The organism is Streptomyces cyaneus (assembly GCF_004028635.1).
Lineage (GTDB): Bacteria > Actinomycetota > Actinomycetes > Streptomycetales > Streptomycetaceae > Streptomyces > Streptomyces cyaneus.
On the sequence record NZ_ML138678.1, the window covers coordinates 1,471,068 to 1,491,244 of the forward strand.

Genomic DNA, 20,177 nt, shown 5'->3' on the forward strand with positions numbered 1-20,177 from the left:
GGGCGTGGCGGGCGTGGCGGCCGAGGAGGCCGCCCCCTCCCCCACCCCCACGAAGCCCCCGGCCCGCAAGGTGAGTTGGCAGAAGCTGACCGTCCTGCCCGCCCTGCTGGTGGCGATGCTGCTCGCGACCTGGCTGTGGTTCCAGCAGGCCGACCTGGACCCGGTCTCCGAGAACGCGCTGTCGAACGGCCAGGTATCCAAGGCCCTGTGGCAGCACATCCAACTCACGGTGATCTCCACCTTCTTCGTGCTGATCATCGCGATCCCGTTGGGGATCCTGCTCACCCGGCGGGCGTTCCGAAAAGCCACCCCCGTGGCCATGGCGTTCGCCAACATGGGCCAGGCGACCCCCGCGATCGGCCTGCTCGCCCTGCTGGTGATCTGGCTGGGCATCGGCCGCAGGGCGGCCCTGATCGGCATGATCGCCTACGCCGTCCTGCCCGTGCTGTCCAACACGATCGCCGGCCTGAAGGCGAACGACCCGACGCTGCTGGAGGCGGCGCGCGGCATCGGCATGTCCCCGACGGGGGTCCTGACACGGGTGGAACTACCGCTCGCGGTCCCCCTCATCCTCGCGGGCGTGCGTACGGCCCTGGTCCTGAACGTCGGTACGGCGACCCTGGCGGTCTTCGGCGGAGGCGGCGGCCTGGGCGTGCTGATCACGGCCGGCATCACCAACCAGCGCATGCCGGTACTGGTGCTGGGCTCGATCCTCACGGTCGCGCTGGCCCTGCTGGTGGACTGGCTGGCATCGCTGGCCGAACTGCTGCTGCGGCCACGGGGGTTGGAGACATGAGGCGCCGCGCCGGCCTGCTACTGGCAGCGGGGCTGCTGACGGTGCCCTCGGGCTGCGGCCTGACGAGCGGCTCCCCCATGGCCGACGACGTGCAGGCCGGCACGATCGGGCGGGGCGAGCCGCTGAAGGGCGCCGACCTGACGGTGACGTCGAAGTCGTTCACCGAGCAGCTCATCCTCGGCGCGATCATGGGCATCGCCTTCGAGGCGGCCGGCGCGGAGGTACTCGACCGCACCGGAATCCAGGGCTCCATCGGCAGCCGCGAGGCGGTCAGGAAGGGGGACGCGGACGCCGGGTACGAGTACACGGGCACGGCCTGGATCACGTACCTGGGCCGCAGCGATCCCATTGACGACCCGCACGAGCAGTGGGAGGCGGTGCGCGAGGCCGACGCGAAGAACGGGGTGAGCTGGCTGGCGCCCTCCGCGCTGAACAACACCTACGCCCTGGCGATGAACCAGGACAACCACAAGAAGTACGGCACGGACACGCTCTCCGACGTGGCCGCACTGTCGAAGTCCGACCCCGACGCCGTGACGCTCTGCGTGGAGGTCGAGTTCGCCAACCGGGCGGACGGGCTGCCGGGCATGCAGCAGGAGTACGGGATGAGCGTACCGACGAAGAACATCACCCAGATGGACACCGGGATCATCTACACCCAGGCCGCGAAGGGGAGTTGCACCTACGGCGAGGTCTTCACGACGGACGGCCGCATCAAGTCGATGAACCTCGTGGTCATGCAGGACGACAGGAAGTTCTTCCCCAACTACAACGCCGCCCCCATGATCAACTCCGAGACCCTGAAGAAATGGCCGGCGATCGCGGACGTCCTCGACCCGATCACCAAGAAGCTGAACAACGCGGTGGCGCAGGACCTCAACGCGAAGGTGGATGTGGATGGGGAGGATCCGCATCAGGTGGCGTTGGACTGGATGAAGGCGGAGGGGTTCGTGCAGTAGCAGCCGGCGCGGCGCACTAGCAGCTCGGAACCGACCCCTCCCCCGACTCCAGCGCCTCCAGCGCGCCCACCGCCCCCTTCAGCGTGGTCACCGGGATCAGGCGCAGGCCCTTCGGGAGTTCTGCCTTTGCGTCGGAGCACTCGTCCTTCGGTACCAGGAATACCGTCGCCCCGTCCCGCTTGGCCGCCTGGGTTTTCAGGGATACGCCGCCGACCGCGCCGACCTTGCCGGCGGCGTCGATCGTGCCCGTGCCGGCGATGGTGCGGCCGCCGGTGAGGTCGGCGCCGGCGCTGTCCAGCTTGTCGACGATGCCCAGGGAGAAGAGGAGGCCGGCGCTGGGGCCGCCCACGTCGGCGAGCTTCAGGGTGACCTTGATGTTCTTGTCGTTGAGGTCCAGGTAGTTCAGCGCGGCCTCGGTGGCGGCGTCCTGGGACTCCTTCATCTGCTCGGTGTTGTACTTCTCGATCTCCTGGGTGCTGCGGCCGCTCGGATAGACCGAGTCGCGCGGCATGACCGCCTTGTCCGTGCTGAACCAGGCGTCGATCACGTCGCCGAGTGTCACCTCCGTGTCGGGCGAGGTCGCCTCGATCGTCGTCATGCGCAGCTCGCCGGTCGTGTCCCGGGTCGGCGCACCGGAGATCGTGATCACCGGTTCGCCCTTGTTCTCGCCCAGCACGTCCGCCGTCAGGCCGGGCTGCGTCAGCGAGAACGGCAGCGGCGCGAAGACGGCCGTGGCGAGCAGGGCCGCGACCGGCAGGGCGCAGACGGCGAGGGCCTGGGGGCGCGTGAGACGAGAGAACACGGGATCAATCTAACGTGGCGGCGGGTTCCGGCCAGGCGCAGGTCGGAGCTGCCCACCAGTGCCCAGGTCAGCCGCCCCAAGCCGACTGCCTCAGGTCAGCCGCCTCACGTCGCGTACAGGTCTCGCCGTTCCCTCGTGAAGCGCCGCAGCGCGCCCGGCAGCGGCTCCACCCCGATGCCCGGCGACCTCGGGACGGGCAGATGGCCGTCGACCAGCACGAACGGCTCCGTGATGTCCTCGGCGAAGTAGCGGCTGGAGGCGGAGGTGTCCCCGGGGAGCGTGCAGCCGGGCAGGGCCGCGAGTGCCAGGTTCGGGGCGCGGCCGATGCCCGTCTCCAGCATTCCGCCGCACCACACCGGCACCCCGTGGGCGTGCGCCACGTCATGGACGCGCCGCGCCTCCAGGTATCCCCCGACCCTCGCGGGCTTCACGTTCACGGCTCGGCAAGCGTCCATCGCGATCGCGGACGCGGTGTCGCGGGCGTTGTGCAGGGATTCGTCGAGGCAGACGGGGGTCTCGAGGCGCTGCTGGAGGCGGGCGTGGGCGTACAGGTTGTTCTCGTCCAGCGGCTCCTCGATCAGCAGCAGCCCGAACTCGTCGAGGCGCCGCAGATGCTCGGCGTCCGCGAGGGTGTACGCCGTGTTGGCGTCGACCTGGAGCGGCAGGTCCGACCCGAAGCGCTCGCGCACAGCCCGTACCGGTTCCAGGTCCCAGCCGGGTTCGATCTTCAGCTTGATCCGGACGTAGCCCTCGGCGAGATACCGCTCGACGTCGTCCAGCAATGCGGCGACGGTCTCCTTGATGCCGACGGACACACCCGCCGGCACCCGCTCCCGCACCGCCCCGAGATACGTCGCCAGCGACATCCCGTACGACCGCAGCTCCGCGTCGAGGACCGCCGTCTCCAGCGCCGCCTTCGCCAGCTCGTGCCCCTTGATCTTCGCCATCGCCGGAGCGAGATGGGCCGTACCGAGCACGGGGAGGGCGGCGACGCGCGGCAGCAGGAAGTCGCGCAGCACGATCTCCGCGCCGGCCACGAACTCCGAGCAGTACAGCGGCTCGGGGTCGGCCGCGAACTCCGACCAGCCCTCGGCCGTGTCCGTGACGACGTGCAGCAGGAAGGTGTCCTTCGTGGTCATCGTGCCGAAGGACGTACGGAAGGGGGCGACCAGCGGGACCGCCACGTGGACGACCTCGACGCGTTCGAGTTTCATACGTCGGCGCCCTCGCGGTCGCGGTCGCGGTCATGGTTGCCGTCGCGGGTGAGCGTGTACCAGCCGTCCCGGGACATCCCCGTCGCCCTGAACCCGTCGGCGAAGGCCTTCGTGAACACCTCGCGCACGGCCCGCCGCCAGCGCAGCGCCAGCTCGGGTTCGGCCGCCCGCAGCGCCACGATGTCGTCCGGGACCCGGCACCAGACGTGGCGCTCGTCGAGGTCACGGCGGGCGAGCGGGGCGCCGTCGGGGGCGGTGTGCGTGGTGGGCGCGGCCGCGCGATCACCGGTGCCGCCGATGTCGCCGCTGCCGCCGGTGTCGTACGACTGTCCCGGCCCGGTCAGGTCCCAGGCCACCGCCAGCCGGTCGGTCTCGTCGCCGTCGTTCACGCCGTCCGCCATGGGGCCGTAGAAGTCGACGAGGTACTCGGTGCCCACGGCGCCCAGCTTCACGAAGTTGAACCGGGCGTTCCGGCCGACCAGCGGATCGAAGGTCCAGCGCATGGTGCGTGCCCCGAGTTCCAGCGCCCAGGCCCGCTGAGCCTGCTTGACCTGCGCCCCGAGCCCCCGGTCGGCGGCGGTGAGGAGGGAGTACGTCTCTCTGGACGCGGGCGGCCCGAACACCGCGACGGACGCCCCGGCCAGCCGCGTCCCGTCGTACGCGGCATGCACCGCGCCACCCGCGTGCGCGAGGCTGTTCAGCGTCTCGGGCAGTAACGGCGGGGCACTTCGGGGCGTGTCCCATACGTCGCTGAAGTAGTCGGCGACGGCCGCGAACCCGGCGACGTCGTGGACGGTGCGGATGCTGAGTGAGGTCATGTGTCGAGTGTCGGAGGCCGCGCAGGCCCTGCCTAGAGCGCGAGCGCACCGGGCCTCGCCCCGCCTGGAGCACGCGGGCACGCGGCACGCGGCCTCCGAAACAGACACACCTCAGCGCAGCGCCTCCGCCACCTCCCGTGCCGCGTCCATGACCCGCGGTCCCACCCGCTCCGGCACCGCGTCGGCCAGCATCACCACACCCACGCTGCCCTCGACGCCCGTGACCCCGAGCAACGGCGCGGCCGCCCCGCTCGCTCCCGCCTCCAACTCGCCGTGGGTCAGGGTGTATCCGGGATCGTCCAGCGGCTGCTGCCGGGCGGCGAGTATCGCCCGGCCCGCGGCCCCACGGTCCAGGGGGTGCCGGAAACCGGCCCGGTAGGCCACGTGATAGTCCGTCCACGTCGGCTCGACCACGGCGACGGCCAGTGCCTCCGTGCCGTCCACCAGCGTCAGATGGGCCGTCGCCCCGATGTCCTCGGCCAGCGATCGCAGCGCGGGCAGCGCCGCCTCCCGTACCAGCGGATGCACCTGTCGGCCCAGTCGCAGCACGCCGAGCCCGACCCGGGCGCGGCCGCCCAGGTCACGGCGTACGAGTGCGTGCTGTTCAAGCGTGGCGAGCAGCCGGTACACGACGGTCCGGTTCACGCCCAGTTTGTTGGAAAGCTCGGTGACGGTCAGCCCATGGTCCGTATCGGCCAGCAGCTTGAGGACGCGCAGTCCTCGGTCGAGCGTCTGAGAGGTCTCCGCGGTCACGACGCCCACTCCTTAAGTGGTGAGGTCGGCGACCCCCTCGCGGCGGATGCGTGCACCGAGTCCCGTCGGTGACGCGCTTCAGAGGCCGCCGATCGGCCGGCGGCCCGGGCTGTCCCGAACCGCGTCGCTTCACGGCTGCGCTCCGCGGCGGCGCTGCCACGGGGCGTGTGCGTAGCGGGACATTAGCGAAGCCGGTTCGCTGAGCGGAAGGCTACGTCCAGAATCCGGGCAGTGGCCGGTGCGGACCACGCCGGTTCGTCCTGATATACGGGGCGTGAAACGCCCCTCGGGGGCGCGGGGCTGTGCCGATATGCGGCTCCGCCGCGCGGGCGCGACCAGCCCCCACCGGCCTGCAGCAAAAACACGACGGACACCCCCTGACAGGAACCCGCCAAGGCCCAGCGGCCCGCGGCCCGCGGCCCGCGTCACTTCATCCGCGTGGCCCACTCCTGCACCTTGGCGATCCGCTGCCGCAGCTGCCCCGCCGTGGCCTCGGCGCTCGGCGGCCCGCCGCACACCCGCCGCAGCTCGGTGTGGATCACGCCGTGCGGCTTGCCGCTCTGATGGACGTACGCGCTGACCATGGTGTTGAGCTGCTTACGGAGCTCCATCATCTCCTTGTGCGAGACGACGGGCCGCCGCTCGGCGGGCAGCTCCAACAGGTCGGCCTCGGCGTCCGGCTTCTTGCGGCTGTGCGCGATCTGCCGAGCCTGCCGCTTCTGAAGCAGGAGCTGGACCTGATCGGGCTCCAGCAGCCCCGGAATCCCGAGGTAGTCCTGCTCCTCCTCACTCCCCGGGTGGGCCTGCATGCCGAACTCGGCGCCGTCGTACAGCACCCGGTCGAAGACGGCCTCGGACTCCAGCGCCTCGAAGGAGAACTGCTCCTGCTCGCCGGTGTCCTCGTCCTGTTCCTTGTTCGCCTCCTCCATCTCCTTCTCGGATTCGGCGTACGGGTCCTCCTCGCCCTCCTTCTTCGGCTTGTCGAGGGCGTGGTCGCGCTCGACCTCCATCTCGTTGGCGAAGGTGAGGAGGTCGGGGACGGTCGGGAGGAAGACGGAGGCGGTCTCACCGCGCCGGCGTGACCGTACGAAGCGGCCGACGGCCTGGGCGAAGAAGAGCGGGGTGGAGATGGTGGTGGCGTAGACCCCGACGGCCAGCCGGGGCACGTCGACCCCCTCGGACACCATCCGCACCGCGACCATCCACCGGTCGTTGTTGCCGCTGAAGTCGTCGATCCGCTTGGACGCCCCGGCGTCGTCGGACAGGACGAGGGTCGCCTTGGTGCCGGTGATCTCGCGGATGAGCTTGGCGTAGGCGCGGGCGGAGTCCTGGTCGGAGGCGATGACGAGCGCGCCGGCGTCGGGGATGGCCTTCCTGACCTCGGTCAGCCGCTGGTCGGCGGCGCGCAGCACGCTGGGCATCCACTCACCGCGCGGGTCGAGGGCGGTACGCCAGGCCTGCGATACGGCGTCCTTGGTCATGGGCTCGCCGAGCCGCGCGGCGATTTCGTCGCCGGCCTTGGTCCGCCAGCGCATGTTGCCGCTGTAGGAGAGGAAGATGACGGGCCGCACGACATGGTCGGCCAGCGCGTTCCCGTACCCGTAGGTGTAGTCGGCCGCGGACCGCCGGATCCCGTCGTTGCCTTCTTCGTACGTGACGAAGGGGATGGGGTTGGTGTCGGACCGGAAGGGCGTACCGGTGAGCGCGAGCCGTCGCGTGGCGGGCTCGAAGGCCTCGAGGCAGGCCTCGCCCCAGGACTTGGAGTCACCTGCGTGATGGATCTCGTCGAGAATCACCAGGGTCTTGCGCTGCTCGACCCGATTCCGGTGGAGCATGGGCCGCACGCCGACACCGGCGTAGGTGACGGCGACGCCCTGGTAGTCCTTGCCGAGCGGGCCCGCGCTGTACTCGGGGTCGAGCTTGATCCCTATCCGCGCGGCGGCCTCGGCCCACTGCTTCTTCAGATGCTCGGTCGGCGCGACCACGGTGACCTGCTGCACGACATGGTGGTGCAGCAGCCAGGAGGCGAGCGTCAGGGCGAAGGTCGTCTTCCCGGCGCCGGGCGTGGCGACCGCGAGGAAGTCACGCGGCTGCTCCTGGATGTACTTCTCCATCGCCCCCTGCTGCCAGGCACGCAGCTTGCTGGCGGTGCCCCAGGGGGCGCGGCCGGGGAAGGCGGGTGACAGGTGGTGCGAGTGTGAGGCAGAGCTGGAGCTGGCGGCGGTGGTAGTCACGGTCTCCGGGGTGGGTTGGGCGGCTCGGCTACGTATGACAACCGGGCCACCCTACCGGCGGCCCGGTTGGGTCAACGCACGGACCGGGCCGGGTCGCTCGCGGGTGGGATCGAGGTCACACTCAGCGCGCGAAGCGCGGCAGCTGGGCTGCGATCTTGGGCACGTCCAGCGCGCCCTGGCAGACGTCCAGCACGAACCGCTCGGCCTCGTCCACGTCGAAGTCCGAGTCCAGGGGGTGCCCATTCATGTGCAGAAAGACCCAGGTCGCGTACCAGGCGATGCGCTTGTTCCCGTCGACGAGGGCATGGTTGCGGGCAAGGGACTCCATCAGCGCAGCGGCCTTCTGCCATACGTCCGGATAGGCGTCCTGCCCGAACACGCTCGACTGGGGACGCGCCAGCGCGGAATCCAGCAGCCCGTAGTCGCGCACCTCGTCCGCTCCGAGTCGCTGCGCCAGGTTCAACAGCTCGGGCAGAGTGAGGTAGTGCATCAGGCGAGCCTCCGGTTCAGCTCCGCGCTGGCCTTCAGCACGTGCTCGGCAGCCTCGTTGAACAGCCGTGAGTGCTCGTTTATGGCCGCGATCACCGCGTCGTGCGCGAAGGCCTGCATGCTGCGCCCTTCCGCCGCCGCGCGCTCACGCAGGGCGTCGAGCTCTTCGTCCGAGAATCGCAGGTTCAGTCCAGCCATACCTCGACGGTACTACGCGGTACCAATCAGTGTCACGGGGATTCCGTGCGCAACCGCGTAGTCACCCAAGCCCCCACCAACGCCACCCCCGCCATCGGCAGGAACACCGCCGCGAAGGCCGCCGGATGCGAACCGGACGCCGACCCGGCCGCCGCCGTCGCCGTATGGCTCACCGCGCCGCCCCCCAGCGCCGCGAAGGCCGCACCGCCCGCGGCGAGCAGGATCACGTTGGAGAGGGCGTCGGAGATCTGAAGCGCGGCGGAGTTGGTGCCGGCCTCCTCGGGGGCCGAGAGGTGGAGCAGGAGCACACTGGCGGAGGAGATCACCAGCCCCATCCCGAAGCAGCCGAACGCCCACGCGACGGCGAGGCTCCACGCCGGCACGGACTCGATCAGCACACTCGGCGCGGCGGCGATGGCGGCCGCCACCAGCACCATCCCCAGCGTCATCAGGCGTTCCCGATACGGCTCCACCCGCGGCCGCGACTGCATCCACGACCCCAGCGCCCACGTCACGCCGCCCGCCGCGAGCGAGAACCCGGCGAGCGTCGGCGACAGCCCCCGTTGGGTGACCAGCATCAGCGGCACGAAGGACTCGGCCGCGATGAACGACCCCGCGGCGACCCCGCGCAACAACACCACGGACGGCAGCCCGCGCGCCGCCCGGTACGTGCCGCGCGGGAGCAGCCCGAACACGGCCGGCACGAGCAGCGCGGCGCCGGCGACGCCGGGGACGAGGGAGAGCCACCGCAAGTCCTGGGCGGCGTACTGCAACAGCCCCGCGCCGAGGGAGATACCGAGCGCGAGCCGGATACGGCGCCGGTCGAAGGAGGCGCCGCGGGCGGAATCGGCCGAGCCGTCGATCGGCCCTCCCGCCCGCCGCCGTATCTGCGGCAGCGCGAGGGCGAGCGGAAACACGACGAGCACCGGAATCCCGACGAACACCCAACGCCAGCCCAGATGCTCGGTCACCGCCCCGGAAGCCAGCGGCCCCACGATCGACGGCACGACCCAGCTCGCCGAGAACGCCGCCATGATCGCCGGCCGCAACCGTTCGGGGTAGGCCCGCCCGACGACGACGTACAACGCGACGATCACCAACCCGCCCCCGAGCCCCTGCACGGCCCGCCCGAGAATGAACAGCCACATGGCGCCGGCGGTCCCGGCCAGCAGAAGCCCGGCACCGAAGGAAGCGATGCCCGTGGTCAGCGCCCCCAACGGCCCCCGCCGGTCCGACCACTGCCCCGCCAGCACCATCCCGAACAGACTGGTGGTGAAGTACCCCGAGAACGCGAAGGCGTACAACGACACCCCGTCCAGCTCCCGCGCGGCCACCGGCATGGCCGTCCCAACTGCGGTTGCCTCGAAGGCGATGAGCAGCACGACGGAGACGATCCCGATACTGAGAGCCCGATACGACCGACTCAGCACGGTCTCCTCGGAGTCGGAACCCGAGGGAACATCGGAGGTCTTCGCGACACCGGCATCGCGCGGATCAAGGGCAGTCATGCCCGCCAGCGTAAGGGCCACAACCAACTTTGACCCCTGTCGAGAGACGGCCCCCTCCTGAGACCTTGGTCGTACGACCGGCGGGATCGCGGGATTCATGAACGGGGTGTGGCAGTCCCATTGCAGGGTCGGCGATTTCCTTGAGCCACTCCAGGGCCGACCCGTACGGTCGAACCACCGATCAAGGCCGTGTGCCCGAGTGGTTCAGGGGCTCGCCTGCAAAGCGAGTTACGTGGGTTCGAATCCCGCCACGGCCTCTACTGCCTTGACCAGGCAGGACTAAGGGCGGCACCCGCTTGAGGGTGCCGCCCTTTCGCTGATGCGGCAGCAGTTGTACTCCCGGCAGACGACACGAGTGGCCGGTGGGGCGGGGCTCGGCGAGGCTCTCCATAGACTCGCCGCCTCAGGAGCGTGGCGGCAGGGCGAAAGGACCACAGTGACCTACTCCGCCAACGGCGCACCGAGCCGCCGAATCCTGAACTGCATTCCGTCCCGCGACACCGAGCGGGACTGGCTGCCCCGCGCTGCTTTCGAGGCCGACCTGCTGAGAGAGACGCCCGCGGCGGCGGCTCCGAACAAAGTGGATCTCCGGGAGCCGTGGTGGCCGATCGGAAATCAGCTGGACACGGGCTCCTGTGTCGGATGGGCGACCGCCGACTCCGTACTCCGCCGGTGCTTCGTGGCGGCCGGCAAACTGGCCCAGGACGATCGCCTGTCCGTCCGCTACATCTGGATGGCGTCCAAGGAAACCGACCAGTACGTCAGCCAGCCCACCACCTTCATCGAGGAAGCGGGCACCAGCCTGAAGGCGGCCCTGGACATCGCCCGCAAGTTCGGGGCGGTTCGCGAGAGCGAGCTTCCGTTCAACGGGCAGCTGTACCCGGGCACCACTGCGGGCTTCTACGCCCGTGCGGCCCAACTGCGGATCGCGTACTTCAACCTGGGCCGGAATCCGGAGGAGTGGCGCCGCTGGCTGGCTTCCGACGGCGGGCCGATCCTGGTCCGGCTCGACGTGGACCGGACGTGGGACGAAGCGGGCGACACCGACGGCAAACTGGACGTGTACAAGACGGAGACCAGGCGCGGCGGCCACGCGGTCGCCATCGTCGGCTACACCACCGATCGCCGCTTCATCATCCGCAACAGCTGGGGCACCGACTGGGGACGCGAAGGCTACGGCTACGCATCGGAGGAGTACGCGACACAGGCATTCACCGAAGCGTACGGCGTGAGGGTCTGACGGGGACGGTGCCGCCCAGGCGGTTCGATTCCCGCCACGGCCTCCATCTCCATCTCCATCTCTCCGCTCTCCACCTTCCTCCCCCGCCCCTCCCCTCCATCTCCTCAAATGGCAGCACAACCCTGGGCCCCCTCCAGATGTCCAGGACATGACTGGACGGCAAAGCTCCGGTCGCCGTGCTTCCTGTCCCGACGAGGAGACCCATCCGTGCGCCAGCGCATCCGCCCCTCGCACATCCGCCCCTCGGCGGCCTTCGTGGCCGCTGCCGCGATCGCCGCGGCCGTTCCCACGGTCGTCGCTCCCGCGGCGTATGCCGAGGAGGGTGAGCCCTCCCTGGTGATCTCGAATCTGCCGCGTACGTCTCCCAAGCCCGGTGAGGTGTACGACGAGTCCGTCGTCATCACCAACAAGGGCACCGCGGCCGCGGACGGCGTCACCTTCCGGATCCGGCTGACCCGGGGGCTCGACTTCCCCGAGTCCGTGGCGGGCTGCACCTACTCGACCATCGAGAGCCAGGTCCGGCAGGCGCTCTGCGAGCTCGACACGGTCATCGAGCCCGGCGCCTCCGTCGAGACCCCCGTGCGGTTCAAGGCGCTGCCCAAGGCGCTGATGGAGGCCGTCGAGTACGGCACCTCGCCCACCGGTGAGGCTCCGGGCGAGGGATTCACCGACAGCTACCAGCGTGTGACCCTCAGGGCGGACAGCTCGGCCGACCTCGTCGCGATCGGCGACGAGACCGAGGCGCTCCCCGGCGACAAGCAGTCGTTCACCGTGAAGCTCCGCAACGACGGCCCCGGTTGGATCCAGAACCAGGAGAGCGACGACCTCACCGCACTCATGGTGCAGATCCCGCCGGGCACCGTCGCCGTCGAAGTGCCCAAGGAGTGCAAGCCGTTCGGGATCGACGGCCCGACCGGCCCCTCGGCTCCGGGCAAGCCCCGCTACGTCTGCCGGCCCGAAGGCGCCATCATCGAGGTCGGCGAGACGTACGCCTACACCTTCCTGGTGAAGATCAACGAGACCGCGCAGGACACCAAGGGTGAGGTGAAGGCGACCTCCATCTACGACATCCACCCGTGGTTCGACAAGAACCCCGCCAACGACAAGGCCTACATCAGCATCGACCTCCCCAGCGACTACGAACCCGGCCCCTCCACCACCGGCGGCTCGACGGGCGGCGGCTCCACCACGGGCGGCAACGGCAACGACCCCGACGGCCAGTCCACCGGCGGCACGGGCAGCACCGGCAGCACGGGCTCCACGTCCGCCGGCACCTCCACGGGCACCTCGACCGGCGGCTCCAGCACCGGCTCCGTCGACGGCAACCTGGCGAGCACCGGCTCCGACGGCACCCCGCTCATAGCCGGTGCCGCAGCCGCCGCGGCAGCCCTGGGCGGCGCCCTGGTCCTGGCCGTACGCCGCCGCCGCGCCGCCACCCAGTCCTCCTGACGGCAGCGGCCTCCTGACGGCACCCCCTGAGGCCGGCGGCAAATCCTGCCCCCGTCCTCAGGGACACGGCGTCATCCGCGCGCGACGTGAGCCTGGAGCAGGCGCGGCGAGTTCTCGAACCCCTGACGGCCATACGCAGGGATCGCCCTAGGTGAGGAGTGGACGGTGACCCGCTCCAGCCCGAGGTCCCTCGCCTTGGCCAGGGTCTCGGTGATCAGTCGGCCGCCGAGCCCCGCGTCGCGCGCCTCCGGGACCACGTACACGCACTGCAGATCACCGGATGCCCGGTGCAGCGCGTGCGGCGTCGGTACGCGGTGGACCACCGCCAGCCACGCCATGCCGATGATCCCGCGGTCACCGCTGAGGTCCCCGTCGACGAGGACCATGCAACGGTGCGAGGAGGCGTTCTGCTCGGCCCAGGTGACGAAGTGACGTACGAAGGTGTCGTGGTCGACGGCTGCCGGCGCCGCGCCGTCGTTCTCGAGGATCCACTGCCACCGCAGTCTTGCGACGGCCGCTAACTCACCCGGTCCGACCGGGCGGACGATGACGTTCTCCATTCGGGCATTGTCGATCTCCCGCACCACAGGCTGCCCGTCACCTCACCGCACCCCGCCCACCGACTCCAGCACCCCACTCGCCTCGTCCTGGAACACCTCCGTCCAGTAATGCCGGCCATCCCTGTCGGCGGCCCTGGTGCCGGTCGGGTCGACCGTGGACAGGACCTGGAGCATCGTCATGGCCAGTTGGTCGTAGGTGTCGGTCGTCAGCTCGTGGCCCGACGCCTCGTCGATCGCCTGCTCGCGGTGCAGCAGCCAGAGCGTGAAGGCGAGGGTCGAGACGTCCGTGTTCAGGGGGAACAGCCTCGCCTCGGGCTCGTTCCAGTTCAGGACCGCGCCCGTCTCGGCGTCGACGACCAGGCTGTTGTCCTCGACAAGATGGCCGAGGCGTATCAAGTGGTCGGCCCGTGCCGGCAGTTCGGCGGCTCGCTCCTCGTCGGCGTAGTACTCGGCCAGCGTCTGCAGCGGCATGTCCGTCTCCAGCGAGAACAGGAAGCCGTCCTCCGGCAGGCCCACCTCGCGCAGGAAGCGGCGGGTCGGCTCGTGCGCAAGCGTGGCGGGGAAGTCGACCTCCTCGAAGCGCACCACCTTGCCCTGGCCGAATTCCTGGTCCAGGAGGCGCGGCGGCAGGTCCAGGGCCAGCCCCGACTCTCCGGCCCGGCCTGCGACGAGCGCCAGGGGGCGGATCAGGGCCGCCATCTTCCAGTACGGCGCCGGCTCGCCGTCCGTGCCGTCCTCGAACACCGCCAGCAGGTGCTGCGAGGCCTGCGCCACCGCCTTCGGGCCGTAACGGCCCACGTAGGAGGCGAACTGGCCGCGCAGGCCCGCCAGTTCGTCTGTCGCCTCGGCGAAGCGGACCAGCGTCCGCAGGGACGGTGCCAGCGGGCGGCGGTCCATCAGGTCGGGGCGGTCGTGCAGGAAGTACGTCGTCGAGATCTCGCCCGTCGCCCCGTCCAGCAGGACCGACTCCGTCTCCAGGCCGCCGGGGCCCAGCAGTCCGCCTATCACCAGCTGGTCCCGCAGCTCCGCCGCCAGCCGGTCGTCCGGATCGCCCGTCGAGTCCGCCACCGTCCGCAGTCCCTCCCGACCCTCCCGGCACAGCTCGGCGAAGCTCAACACGCCGCTGTCGCACGGCAGTCCGGGCCCCGTCAGCCAGCGCCGCGTCGACGCGTGCGTGACGTACGGAGCCAGCTCGGCGTCGGTCAGGATGATCGCCGCGTCACTGGCACAGGTCGTACTCGCGTAGGTCGTAATCGTCGTGCTCATGGCTCCCCCGCATGCGCTTGCTCACCGCCCCGGGCAGGGCACGGCGCACCGACCGGTCCGCCGGCTCCGGCTGCCGTCCCCACTGCCCAGAACACTACGTGCCACCACTGACAACGCCCCGGATCAGCACGACCACCGACAACGCCCCGGCCCAGCACGACCACCGACAACGCCCCGGCCCAGCACGACCACTGACAGCGCTTCACATCAGTAGACGCTCAGTCCACCCTCGCGCGTTCCCGCCCCGCCAGAATCGCCTCCACGGTCTCCCCCACGGTCAGCTCCGACGAGTCCACCCACAACCCGATCCGCGGCGTCTGCGCCCGCAGCGCCCCGTCCAGCTGCTCAACCGTCCAAGCCCCGTACCCCGTCTTCGCCCGCCCGGCCTCCCGCGCCGCCACCGCAGCGGCATTCGGCGCGAGGACGATGACGTACAGCGGACGCGTGCGCACCAGCCGTACGTACGTCGCCAGATCGGCACCCAGCACCACGTCCTGCACGACAGCCGTGAACCCGGCCTGCGCGTACGCGTCCGCCGTCGCCGCCGACAGCCGGTACCGCAGCCGGAGTTGGGCCTCGCCCTCACCGCCGTCGGCACGCTCGCCGCCGTCGGCATCGTCGGCTTCGGGCTCGTACTCCACGCGCCCCGAGACGATCATCCGCCGGAAGACGTCCCCACGGACATGTGCCGCCCTCGGCAACCGCTCCGCCAGCGCCTGCGCGACCGTCGACTTGCCCGCCGCCTCCCCCGCTGCCTAAAGGGCGCGGGAGGTACCCCCATCCCCGGTGATGAGCACGACCCCGCGCATCACGTGAGATACACGCCGCCCAGCACGACGACGATCGCCGCGAGCAGGAACACCAGGATCCACAGCGCCAACCTGCCCACGCCGGGCGCGGGTTCGTAGCGCGGTGGGTCCGGCTCGGTCACTGCCCCGTCACCACCGCGGCCTGCGGCCGGATCGGCAGGCGGTTCACCGGGCGGCCCGTCGCGGCCCGTACGGCCGACGCGATGGCCGCCGGCGAGGTCACCACCGGCACCGCGCTCACCGCCTTCGCACCGAAGGGCGCGACCACGTCGCGTTCCTCGACCAGCTTCACGATCCGGATGTCCGGTGCGTCAAGGGCCGTCGGCAGGGCGTAGCCCGTCAGGTCCGGGTGGCGGATCAGGCCGCGTGCCGAGCGCAGGTTCTCCGTGAGCGCTATGCCCACGCCCTGCGTCACGCCCGCCTCGATGCGCGCCTCCAGCTGGGCCGGGTTCAGCACATGGCCGACGTCCTGGGCGAGCGCCAGCTCCACGACCCGTACCGAGCCCAGTTCGATGTCGACGTCCACCACCGCGCGGATCGCGCAGAAGGACATGCCGACGAAGGCGTCGCCCTGGCCGGATTCGTTCAGCGGCTCGGTCGGGTGCGGGCGGCACTGGGCCGTCGCCCACAGTTCCTTGCCGTCCATCGCCTCGGTGACGGTGGTCGACAGGACGCCGTCGTACGACGTGATCTTGCCGTCGGTGATCTGGAGCAGCTCCGTGGACATGCCGAACTTGTGGGCCAGGGGCTGGAGCAGTTGGGTGCGGACCATCTTCGCCGCACGCTCCACCGCGCCGCCCGACACCCAGGTGTGGCGGCCTCGGCAGCCCGCACCGGCCGGAGGCTGGTCGGTGTCGACCGGCGCCACGTGCACCTCGTCGATGCCGAGCGTCTCCTGGACGATCTGCCGGGCCAGTGTGGTGAAGCCCTGGCCGGTCTCGACCGCGGCGCACAGCACCGTCGCCACGCCGTCGTGGACCTTCACCGTGGCCGTGGAGACCTCGTCCGCGCCCTCGGCGCCGAGCATGTGCACCATGCCCAGGCCGTAGCCGACACCGCGCCGCACCGCGCCCGGTTCGCCCGCGCCCTCGGGGCCGCCGGGCAGCAGCCACTCGTCCTCGGGCGTGTCCTTGGGCAGGGCGGGAAGCGGGTAGTCCCGTACGGCCTGGAGCAGTTCCGCGACCGGGGCCGGGCAGGTCACCGTCTGGCCCGTCGGGAGTACGTCGCCCGTCGCCATCACGTTGCGCAGGCGCAGCTCCGCCGGGTCCATGCCGAGCTTCTTGGCCAGCTTGTCCATCTGCGCCTCGTACGCGGCGCACACCTGCATGGCGCCCTCGCCGCGCACATGGCCGGAGGGCGGGTTGTTGGTGCGTACGGCCCAGCCCTCGATGAAGGCGTTCGGGACGACGTACGGGCCGCAGGCGAAGGCGACCGCGGCGGCCAGGGCCTCGGAGGAGGTGTCGGCGTACGCGCCCGCGTCCAGCAGGATCTGCGCCTCGACCTTCACCAGCCTGCCCTCGGCGTCCGCGTGGTGGCGGTACCGCAGGAGAGTCGGGTGCCGGTGGGTGTGGCCGAGGAAGGACTCCTCGCGCGTGGCGGTGAGCTTGACCGGGCAGCCCGTCTTCAGCGCCAGGAGACCCAGCGGGAGCTGGAAGCCCTGGTCCTCGCGGTCGGCGGTGGCGCCGGGGACGCCGGTGACGACGACCTTGACGCGCTCGGGCTCCAGGCCGTAGCAGGCGGCGGCCCGGTCGCGGTCGGTGTGCGGGTCGGTGGAGGCCAGGTAGAGCTCCACGCCGCCGTCGGGACGCGGAACCGCGAGGCCTGCCTCGGCTCCGATGGGGGCCGGGTCCTGGCGGCCGATGCGGTACAGGCCCTCCACGACGATGTCGCCGGCCGCGTCGGGGTCGCCGTGGCGCAGCGGGATGTGGCGGATCAGGTTGCCGTCGGGGTGCAGCGGCTCGGCCTCGAAGGCCTGCTCGGGGTCGGTCACCGGGTCGAGTACTTCGTACTCGACGATGACGGCCGCGGCGGCCAGACGCGCGGTGTCCGGGTGGTCGGCGGCGACGGCGGCGATGGGCTCGCCGTGGTGGCGTACGACCTCGGAGGCGAAGACCGGGCGGTCCGCCTTGCCGCGGCCGAGCAGCGGGCTGCCGGGGACGTCCTCGTGCGTGACGACGGCCCGTACGCCGGGCATCTCGCGCGCGTGGGAGGTGTCGATGGACTTGATGCGCGCGTGCGGGTGCGGCGAGCGCAGCACGGCCGCCCACAGCAGGCCCTCGGCCCACAGGTCGGCCGCGTACGGGAAGGTGCCCTCGGTCTTGGCGCGGGCGTCGGCGGCCGGCAGGGAGGCGCCGATGCCGTGCGGGATCGGCTCGGGGGCAGGTGCTGCCTCCGCGGCTGTGGTCGCGGTGGCGGCTTCGTTGCTCACGCCTGGCCTCCGTCCTGTCCGTACGCCTGGTCATGCGGTCGCCCGGGCCCCGGGTTCATGGCCCCGGGTGCCTCGAACGCCGACGGGTGGACGCCACCGGCCCCCGGGCCCGCCTGGTGAGGGATACGTGGCTCGTCGCCGTCCTGTTCGCCGTCGTCGGCCGCCGCCTGGGCCTCGCGCTCGGCGACGACCTCCTTGACGGCGTCCAGGACGCCTCGGTAGCCGGAGCAGCGGCACAGGTTGCCGCACAGCGCCTGGCGGGCCTCCAGCTCGGTCGGCGCCGGGTTGCCCTCCAGCAGGTCGTGCACGGTCATCGCCATGCCCGGCACGCAGAAGCCGCACTGCACGGCGCCGCACCGCGCGAGCGCCCGCTGCACGTCCGAGGGCTGTCCGTCCTCGGCGAGGCCCTCGACCGTACGGACCTCGGCGCCGGCGGCGGTCACGGCGGGCACCAGGCAGGACGCGACGAGCCGCCCGTCGACCTGCACGTTGCACGCCCCGCACTCGCCCTGCGAGCAGCCGTCCTTGGCGCCCGCGAGCCCGAGCCGCTCGCGCAGCACGTAAAGCAGCGACTCGCCGATCCAGGCGTCCGAGACGGGCCGGTCGACGCCGTTGACGCGCAGGACGTAGGAGGCGAGGGGGTGTTCCTCGCCGGGGGGTGCCGGTACGTCGTCGGAGGCGGCGGTCCGCGCGGGGTCCTCGGTGCCCTCCTGGTCGGAGTCGCCGCCCTCGGCCGCCGTGGGCTCGGCGGAAGCCTCTGCGGGGCCCTCGGCGGCCTCTGGGGCGCCTTGGGCGTCCGCGGCGGCCTCACCGGGCTCAGGAGCGCCCCGTGAGGCGTCTGGGGCGGTCTCGGCCGGCGGCTCGGATGCGAGCGCGTGGAGGTCGTCGTCACCGGCGTCCCCGGACGCGTGCTCGGCGGAACCGGGCTCCACGCGCGCGTGCATGTCCGGGCCGGGCTGGTCGGTCGGGTGCGCGCCGGACCGGTCGGTGGTGTGTACGGCGTGGTGGTCGCCGACGTGTCCCCCGGGCTGTCCCGGTCGCCCGGGCGCGTGCCCCGCTCCCGTCAGCTCCCCGGTCGCCGGGGCGCCTCCCAGCGCCTCGTCGGTCGCCCCGGCGGCCTGTGCCTGCTGCCCCCACGGCTGCCCGGTCGCCTGGGTCGCCCAGGGGGCGGGCGCACCGCCCGGCAGCGTGGCCGGTGGGGTTCCGCCCCACTGCTCGACGAGCGACGACGTGGTGAACTCGCCCGATTCGTCCGGCAGGTCACCGCCGGCGACGGGGATCGACCACTGCCCGGTGACGTCCTGACCAGGCGCGGGAGCGGCGTCCCGGCCTGCCGCGGTCTCCGAGAAGTTCCACTGCTGGGTGGCCCCGGGGTTGTAGTTGAAGTGGTCGGTGCCCCCGTCCTGCGGGGCGGCGTTCGGGTCGGGCCACTGGGCACCCTCGACGGGCGTGCCGGCGACCGGCCAGCCGCCGGGGGCCGCGGGGTCGGTGCCCGCGGGCGGTCCCTGCGCGACCGTTATCTGCGGCGGCACATACCCGTGGCCGGGCGCGGCGAGCGGGCTGTCGGTGGAGGCCAGGAGGGCGTCGATGCCCCCTTCGGGGAGTTTGACGAAGGCGGTGGCGCCGTCGTCGTAGTCGCCCTGGGGCAGCGGGTCCCAGCGGCCTCGGCCCTGGGGCGTGCCCTCTCCGTGGTGGTCGTCGGTCACGACAGTGCCCTCCCCAGTGCTCGTCGGGCCAGTGCGGCGACGGTGCGCCGCAGGTGCAGTACGGCGGGCGGATGCTGTGTCACGGAGCCGTCCTCGGCCGGGGCCGGGTCGGGGATGCAGGCCGCGGAGACGTACTCGCCGAAGGCGTGCAGCGCCTCGGGGACGATCGCGCGGTTATTGTCCCAGTCGATCAGCTGGGCGACCCAGTGCTCGGCCTCCAGCGGCCTGAGCGCCATCGGCGCTATGGCACCCACGGCGCACCTGACTCCGCGCCGGGCGGGGTCGAGGACGACCGCGACGGACGCCATCGCGCGCCCCGGGCCGGTGCGGCCGGTGGCCTTGAGGAAGACCTGCGGGGCGTGCAGCAGCGGCACGCGCACGTAGCCGATGAGTTCGCCGGCGCGCAGCATCTCCATGCCGGCCAGCAGGTGCGACACCGGGATCTCCCGGCGGGCTCCGCCCGGGCCCGCGATGATCAGGGTCGCTTCGAGGGCGGCGAGGACCGGCAGCGCGTCACCGGTCGGGGACGCCGAGGCGATGTTGCCGCCGAGCGTGCCCGCGTTGCGGATCTGCGGCGGGCCGGCGGCGCGCGCGGCGGCCGCGAGCGCCGGGATCAGGGCGGCGAAGTCGGGGCGGCCCATACGCGCGTGCGTGAGTCCGGCACCCAGCAGGGCGTGGCCGTCCTGGTACTGCCAGCCACGGATCTCGCTGATCCGGCCGAGGCCGACCAGTGCGGCGGGCCTGAGCTGTCCGGAGTTGACGGCGGCCATGAGGTCGGTGCCGCCCGCGACGGGCACGGCGGCGGGCGTGGCGGCGAGTGCTGCCACGGCCTCGTCCAGCGTCGTGGGCAGCGTGACGGCCTGCGCCGCCTGCGGTGTGTGCGTGGTCAAACCGGCTGCCCCTTCCCGCTGCCCCACCTGGTCCCACCTGTGCTGCCGTACGGTACGT

18 protein-coding genes, 1 tRNA gene and 1 pseudogene are annotated in these 20,177 nt (G+C 71.7%); 5 read left to right on the plus strand and 15 right to left on the minus strand.

Annotated elements, in window-relative coordinates; genetic code table 11:
• The first annotated feature begins 4 nt into the window (after positions 1 to 4).
• Together EHO50_RS06590 and EHO50_RS06595 are read left to right on the plus strand one after the other, a co-directional pair.
• Positions 5 to 796, plus strand: coding sequence for an ABC transporter permease (locus EHO50_RS06590; protein ID WP_128429013.1), 792 nt, complete (start codon positions 5 to 7; stop codon positions 794 to 796).
• Positions 793 to 1,755, plus strand: coding sequence for a glycine betaine ABC transporter substrate-binding protein (locus EHO50_RS06595; RefSeq protein WP_128428809.1), 963 nt, complete (start codon positions 793 to 795; stop codon positions 1,753 to 1,755). Before EHO50_RS06590 ends, EHO50_RS06595 begins: the two co-directional genes overlap by 4 nt.
• Before the next feature lie 16 nt (positions 1,756 to 1,771).
• Here the strand turns inward: EHO50_RS06595 and EHO50_RS06600 are convergent, their stop codons facing one another.
• From EHO50_RS06600 to EHO50_RS06635, 8 genes are all read right to left on the minus strand, one after another.
• On the minus strand, positions 1,772 to 2,557 hold the full coding sequence (locus EHO50_RS06600; protein ID WP_128428810.1) for a YlbL family protein: 786 nt from the start codon (positions 2,555 to 2,557) through the stop codon (positions 1,772 to 1,774).
• Between the two features lie 104 nt (positions 2,558 to 2,661).
• Positions 2,662 to 3,771, minus strand: a complete 1,110-nt coding sequence (gene menC, locus EHO50_RS06605) for an o-succinylbenzoate synthase (RefSeq protein WP_128428811.1) — start codon at positions 3,769 to 3,771, stop codon at positions 2,662 to 2,664.
• Positions 3,768 to 4,589 carry a chorismate synthase gene (locus EHO50_RS06610; RefSeq protein ID WP_128428812.1) on the minus strand — a complete coding sequence of 274 codons (822 nt, stop codon included), beginning with the start codon at positions 4,587 to 4,589 and terminating at the stop codon, positions 3,768 to 3,770. The genes menC and EHO50_RS06610 overlap by 4 nt, the downstream gene beginning before the upstream one ends.
• Before the next feature lie 111 nt (positions 4,590 to 4,700).
• The gene (locus tag EHO50_RS06615; RefSeq protein ID WP_128428813.1) at positions 4,701 to 5,342 is read right to left on the minus strand and encodes an IclR family transcriptional regulator; all 642 of its coding nucleotides are present in this window, start codon (positions 5,340 to 5,342) and stop codon (positions 4,701 to 4,703) included.
• 425 nt (positions 5,343 to 5,767) lie between these two features.
• Positions 5,768 to 7,576 carry a DEAD/DEAH box helicase gene (locus EHO50_RS06620; protein WP_128428814.1) on the minus strand — a complete coding sequence of 603 codons (1,809 nt, stop codon included), beginning with the start codon at positions 7,574 to 7,576 and terminating at the stop codon, positions 5,768 to 5,770.
• A 121-nt stretch (positions 7,577 to 7,697) separates the two neighbouring features.
• Entirely contained in the window at positions 7,698 to 8,066 is a 369-nt protein-coding gene (locus tag EHO50_RS06625; protein ID WP_048583274.1) for a type II toxin-antitoxin system death-on-curing family toxin, read from the minus strand.
• The gene (locus tag EHO50_RS06630; RefSeq protein ID WP_048583275.1) at positions 8,066 to 8,263 is read right to left on the minus strand and encodes a hypothetical protein; all 198 of its coding nucleotides are present in this window, start codon (positions 8,261 to 8,263) and stop codon (positions 8,066 to 8,068) included. Before EHO50_RS06630 ends, EHO50_RS06625 begins: the two co-directional genes overlap by 1 nt.
• A 32-nt stretch (positions 8,264 to 8,295) precedes the next feature.
• Positions 8,296 to 9,771: an MFS transporter gene (locus EHO50_RS06635; protein WP_128428815.1), complete on the minus strand. Its 1,476-nt coding sequence runs from the start codon at positions 9,769 to 9,771 to the stop codon at positions 8,296 to 8,298.
• A 185-nt stretch (positions 9,772 to 9,956) separates the two neighbouring features.
• On the opposite strand from EHO50_RS06635, the gene EHO50_RS06640 reads away from it, so the two are divergent.
• The 3 genes from EHO50_RS06640 (at position 9,957) to EHO50_RS06650 (ending at position 12,460) form a co-directional block, all read left to right on the plus strand.
• Positions 9,957 to 10,028: transfer RNA gene (locus tag EHO50_RS06640), tRNA-Cys, on the plus strand.
• A gap of 179 nt (positions 10,029 to 10,207) precedes the next feature.
• Entirely contained in the window at positions 10,208 to 11,011 is an 804-nt protein-coding gene (locus tag EHO50_RS06645; protein WP_220096416.1) for a C1 family peptidase, read from the plus strand.
• A gap of 207 nt (positions 11,012 to 11,218) precedes the next feature.
• Complete coding sequence (locus tag EHO50_RS06650; protein ID WP_128428817.1) at positions 11,219 to 12,460, plus strand: LPXTG cell wall anchor domain-containing protein; 1,242 nt, start codon at positions 11,219 to 11,221, stop codon at positions 12,458 to 12,460.
• Positions 12,461 to 12,531: 71 nt separating this feature from the next.
• Here EHO50_RS06650 and EHO50_RS06655 read toward each other — a convergent pair whose 3' ends face one another.
• From EHO50_RS06655 to EHO50_RS06680, 7 genes and pseudogenes are all read right to left on the minus strand, one after another.
• The gene (locus tag EHO50_RS06655; RefSeq protein ID WP_128428818.1) at positions 12,532 to 13,020 is read right to left on the minus strand and encodes a GNAT family N-acetyltransferase; all 489 of its coding nucleotides are present in this window, start codon (positions 13,018 to 13,020) and stop codon (positions 12,532 to 12,534) included.
• A gap of 42 nt (positions 13,021 to 13,062) precedes the next feature.
• Complete coding sequence (locus EHO50_RS06660) at positions 13,063 to 14,286, minus strand: SUKH-4 family immunity protein (RefSeq protein ID WP_128428819.1); 1,224 nt, start codon at positions 14,284 to 14,286, stop codon at positions 13,063 to 13,065.
• A 218-nt stretch (positions 14,287 to 14,504) separates the two neighbouring features.
• Positions 14,505 to 15,029, minus strand: a pseudogene (locus tag EHO50_RS06665) (AAA family ATPase); the annotation flags it as partial.
• 65 nt (positions 15,030 to 15,094) lie between these two features.
• Positions 15,095 to 15,217 carry a hypothetical protein gene (locus EHO50_RS45560; RefSeq protein WP_281288160.1) on the minus strand — a complete coding sequence of 41 codons (123 nt, stop codon included), beginning with the start codon at positions 15,215 to 15,217 and terminating at the stop codon, positions 15,095 to 15,097.
• Entirely contained in the window at positions 15,214 to 17,523 is a 2,310-nt protein-coding gene (locus tag EHO50_RS06670) for a xanthine dehydrogenase family protein molybdopterin-binding subunit (protein ID WP_128428820.1), read from the minus strand. The genes EHO50_RS45560 and EHO50_RS06670 overlap by 4 nt, the downstream gene beginning before the upstream one ends.
• Positions 17,520 to 19,229: a 2Fe-2S iron-sulfur cluster-binding protein gene (locus EHO50_RS06675; protein ID WP_128428821.1), complete on the minus strand. Its 1,710-nt coding sequence runs from the start codon at positions 19,227 to 19,229 to the stop codon at positions 17,520 to 17,522. The genes EHO50_RS06670 and EHO50_RS06675 overlap by 4 nt, the downstream gene beginning before the upstream one ends.
• Positions 19,226 to 20,119: an FAD binding domain-containing protein gene (locus tag EHO50_RS06680; RefSeq protein WP_128428822.1), complete on the minus strand. Its 894-nt coding sequence runs from the start codon at positions 20,117 to 20,119 to the stop codon at positions 19,226 to 19,228. Before EHO50_RS06680 ends, EHO50_RS06675 begins: the two co-directional genes overlap by 4 nt.
• Positions 20,120 to 20,177 lie beyond the last annotated feature (58 nt).

What these genes read in the sequence shown, in the direction of transcription:
- EHO50_RS06595 (WP_128428809.1), top strand. Translation starts at nt 793, where the DNA reads ATGAGGCGCCGCGCCGGCCTGCTACTGGCAGCGGGGCTGCTGACGGTG.
- EHO50_RS06655 (WP_128428818.1), bottom strand. Translation starts at nt 13,020, where the DNA reads ATGGAGAACGTCATCGTCCGCCCGGTCGGACCGGGTGAGTTAGCGGCC.
- EHO50_RS06660 (WP_128428819.1), bottom strand. Translation starts at nt 14,286, where the DNA reads ATGAGCACGACGATTACGACCTACGCGAGTACGACCTGTGCCAGTGAC.
- EHO50_RS06625 (WP_048583274.1), bottom strand. Translation starts at nt 8,066, where the DNA reads ATGCACTACCTCACTCTGCCCGAGCTGTTGAACCTGGCGCAGCGACTC.
- EHO50_RS06635 (WP_128428815.1), bottom strand. Translation starts at nt 9,771, where the DNA reads ATGACTGCCCTTGATCCGCGCGATGCCGGTGTCGCGAAGACCTCCGAT.
- menC (WP_128428811.1), bottom strand. Translation starts at nt 3,771, where the DNA reads ATGAAACTCGAACGCGTCGAGGTCGTCCACGTGGCGGTCCCGCTGGTC.
- EHO50_RS06630 (WP_048583275.1), bottom strand. Translation starts at nt 8,263, where the DNA reads ATGGCTGGACTGAACCTGCGATTCTCGGACGAAGAGCTCGACGCCCTG.
- EHO50_RS06610 (WP_128428812.1), bottom strand. Translation starts at nt 4,589, where the DNA reads ATGACCTCACTCAGCATCCGCACCGTCCACGACGTCGCCGGGTTCGCG.